Consider the following 3,491-nt stretch of genomic DNA (forward strand, 5'->3'; position numbering starts at 1 on the left):
GGTGGAATTTGACAGAATAGACAATCGCAGGGATATTTTTCTTATCGTTTTATTTCTTTTTTTACGGTGCTAAAACGGTGCTATTTTGTGTGCTTTTTTTAGCACTGTTTGACCAATTCTGACTAATTTTGACCAGTTGAAAATCAACGTAACCGTCTGTAATTGTTGGTGCCCCCGGCAGGAATCGGACCTGCGGCGCATGGATTAGGAATCCATTGCTCTATCCACTGAGCTACGGGGGCGCAGCAGCCTATTCGATATATAGTTTTTGCCCTGGATATATTTTGCTTCTTGGTGTCAGACGGTTTATACGCAGGAAATATTCGAGAGGCATATTGTTCAGCCTTGCAATACTAAAGGGGCTGTCTCCTCGTTTTACCATGTATGTTCCAAAGTTTTTACCCGACGCATTTTCTATATCGTGCCCCGGTATTTTCAAGACCTGCCCTATATAAAGGTTTGTTGAAGGCAACTTATTTGTTTCCTGGATTTTTTTTGTCGTTGTGCCATAACGTCTGGCAATAATCCAGAGAGAATCGCCGCTTTTAACAACATGAGTGGTTGCTTGTCCATCTTTTGATTTATTATATATTTTCGGTTTGGGAATAAAGGTACCTTTTTGTGGTATTTTCAGCATTGTTCCGGTAACTATATAATTCCATTTATGTATATTATTTGCCCTGACAATTTTTGACATGCTGGTTCGGTATTTTCTGGCAATTGTCGAAAGGGTTTCTCCTGTTCTTACCCTGTGTTTTAAATAGGCAGGTCTTGGGGGGTATGAAACAGGTATATTGTCCAGGCTTGCGAGCAGAACATCACCTTTGCCCTGCGGAACGTTGAGAGGATATTCATTATCAGGCAATATTTTATATCTGAGCTCAGGGTTAAGCTGTTTCATTGTTTCTTCTGATACGTCGATTTTTGGGGCTATATCCTTGAGGCACACCTGTTTTGTTACAGTAATTGTTTCGTATTCTAAAGGTATATCTAGTTGTGTTGGATCAAACCCGTACTTTTCCATATCCTTAAGTATATGAAGGACGGCCAGAAATCTGGGGACATATCTTGCGGTTTCCCTGGGAAGCCGTTCATATAAATCCCAGAAGTTGTCAAGATAGTTTACATTCTGGCTTCGGATTACACGCAGAACTTTTCCTTCACCGCAATTATAGGCGGCCAGAACGGTTGCCCAGTCGCCGAAAATGCTGTGCAATTCTTTCAGGTATGCTATAGCAGCCTTTGTTGCTTTAAAAGGATCCATGCGTTCATCAATAAATATATCGCGGTTAAGCCCGAACTTGTATCCGGTTGACGGTATGAACTGCCAGAGCCCGAGAGCTCTTGCCTTTGAAAGGGCGCCTACCTTGAAGCCGCTTTCAATAAGAGGCAGCCATGACAGTTCAACAGGAAGCCCTGCCTCTTTAAGAGCTTCAACTATATGTGGACGATACCTGCCGGAACGTTTATATGATTCAATGAAGAAATTTTTTTCGCTGCTATTTGTAAAAAGGGTGATTTCAGCCTGTATGTGCTTGTTCATCACCATGGGGATGGCATTGTGGTTGCCATTGACAACAATGTTTCGAGATGCATAGATTTCAAGGATACGTTTTGATATCATGAAGCGCATATCTTCCCTTTGCTGCACCAGTTCAGGGTCGTCATTGGTGTCAACATCCAGAATCAAAGAGTAAGCCTTGTCCAGGGCTTCAATGGCATTTTCAAGCTCCCCCTTTTGCCAGAAATCTTGTGATATCTGGCAAAAATCAAGGGCTTCGTCCAGTACCGACTGTATCTTTTTTTGAGCGGAGAGGCTTTCATCTGCTTTTATGCCGTTATTTTCTGTGCCAGTTGCCGCAGAAGCTTTGATTATATTAATGTTTGTATCATCGGTTTTGTCCGGATTAAAAACTTCGGGTTTTTGATCAATACAATCTTCTTTTAGACAATCTTCTTTTAGGGCCGTTTCTGAGGCTGCAACAGTATCTGTTTCGAAAAATGCTGAATTTTCATTCTGTAACGTTGATATATTATGCAGAGGTTGAACGCATCCGTATAAGAGAAGTGATACAAAAGTGAGGATATAAAATTGAATGTTTATTAAGGGTTTTTTTGGCAAATCAGGTTCCTCGAAAACTTTAAAATAACTTAATCGCGGTTATTGCTTTGATTATAATTAAATTTAAACCAGAAAAGACTCATGTATAACAAATTGTAAACAAAGAACAGACCATAATAAAAATAATAATTATAATTGTGTTGATCCGGAGATTCTTATAATATAATTTTTTAAGAGTCTGTCAGTATTAGTCCTTTTTTTTAGAAAATAATGCTGTCCGATTACACAAAAATTAGTATATTTGTCAAGAGTTCATCTTGCGATAATAGATTTCATGTCCGGGGAAAGGCGGTTTAACTTAAAGCAAAATCTACACATTTTCAATTTATCGCAATATTGAAAATTGAAATATGCTCGATTTAGCTTGAAAATGAAAGTAAAAAGGAGATATTAGTCAAAATTAAGCTCGATATTGTTTATAATTCATTTTATTGACTGAAAATGTTTTATAATCAAGCTTGATATTTGTGCCAGCGATCATTATATAGTATGTTTTTTATATTTGTTAAAATAAAATTCTGATTTACCCTTAAAAAATCCTTTAACATCCTTTAAAATTTGAGATAATTGTACAGAGTTTTAGTCTCATGTCTTTCATGTTTTATATAAGTTAGTTGATTATGACGGGCGTTGTATTTTAACGCCAGCGTAGCTCAGATGGTAGAGCTACTGATTTGTAATCAGTGGGTCGGGGGTTCGAGTCCCTTCGCTGGCTCCATTTAATTTATAATAAATTTTAATATAATAAATCTTATTTTGCAACCAAATATGGTGGGGTTCCCGAGCGGTCAAAGGGAACAGACTGTAAATCTGTCGGCTAAGCCTACGGAGGTTCAAGTCCTCCCCCCACCACCAATCTCAGAGTAAGTCGTATGTAGGAGATTTCGGTTTGCATATCGTTATCGACAAAATACTACATGACTTCCTGCATTACTCTTACTGCGCAAAATGCTTATTAAGGGAATTGGCTGTCATTTGATTTTATGAATTTTGTCGAGAGTGACGTTAAATAATGATAACAAGTGATAGGCGCGGGAGTAGCTCAGCTGGTAGAGCTCTAGCCTTCCAAGCTGGAGGTCGCGAGTTCGAATCTCGTCTCCCGCTCCAGACATGCCCATGTAGCTCAGTCGGTAGAGCGCTTCCTTGGTAAGGAAGAGGTTCACCGGTTCGATTCCGGTCATGGGCTCCATTACGAAGAAAATAGAATAAAATAAAGTAAAAAAGTACAGGAGGTAGATGACATGGCTAAGGAGAAGTTTGATCGTACTAAGCCGCATGTAAATGTAGGGACTATAGGTCATATAGATCACGGCAAGACAACGTTAACGGCGGCGATAACAAAGCATTTGGGATTAAAGGGCATGGCCGA

General features: G+C 39.2%; 2 protein-coding genes and 5 tRNA genes. 5 read left to right on the plus strand and 2 right to left on the minus strand.

Annotation, left to right across the window (positions count from 1 at the left end; translation table 11 throughout):
- Nucleotides 1-166 precede the first annotated feature (166 nt).
- A tRNA-Arg gene (locus tag VMW78_06790) sits at nt 167-242 on the minus strand.
- 8 nt (nt 243-250) lie between these two features.
- A complete protein-coding gene (locus VMW78_06795; GenBank protein ID HUV50709.1) occupies nt 251-2,122 on the minus strand; it encodes a LysM peptidoglycan-binding domain-containing protein in 1,872 nt (623 codons plus the stop codon).
- 642 nt (nt 2,123-2,764) lie between these two features.
- On the opposite strand from VMW78_06795, the gene VMW78_06800 reads away from it, so the two are divergent.
- The 5 genes from VMW78_06800 to VMW78_06820 all read left to right on the plus strand — a co-directional run.
- Nucleotides 2,765-2,840 (plus strand) — tRNA-Thr (locus tag VMW78_06800).
- 52 nt (nt 2,841-2,892) lie between these two features.
- Nucleotides 2,893-2,977, plus strand: a tRNA-Tyr gene (locus tag VMW78_06805).
- A gap of 176 nt (nt 2,978-3,153) precedes the next feature.
- Nucleotides 3,154-3,229: transfer RNA gene (locus tag VMW78_06810), tRNA-Gly, on the plus strand.
- A gap of 5 nt (nt 3,230-3,234) precedes the next feature.
- Nucleotides 3,235-3,311: transfer RNA gene (locus tag VMW78_06815), tRNA-Thr, on the plus strand.
- A 52-nt stretch (nt 3,312-3,363) separates the two neighbouring features.
- Nucleotides 3,364-3,491, plus strand: a 128-nt coding sequence (locus tag VMW78_06820; protein HUV50710.1) for a GTP-binding protein, incomplete at its 3' end; no start/stop codon positions are given.

The organism is Anaerolineae bacterium, assembly GCA_035529315.1.
In the GTDB taxonomy this organism is placed as follows: domain Bacteria; phylum Desulfobacterota; class Desulfobacteria; order Desulfobacterales; family ETH-SRB1; genus Desulfaltia.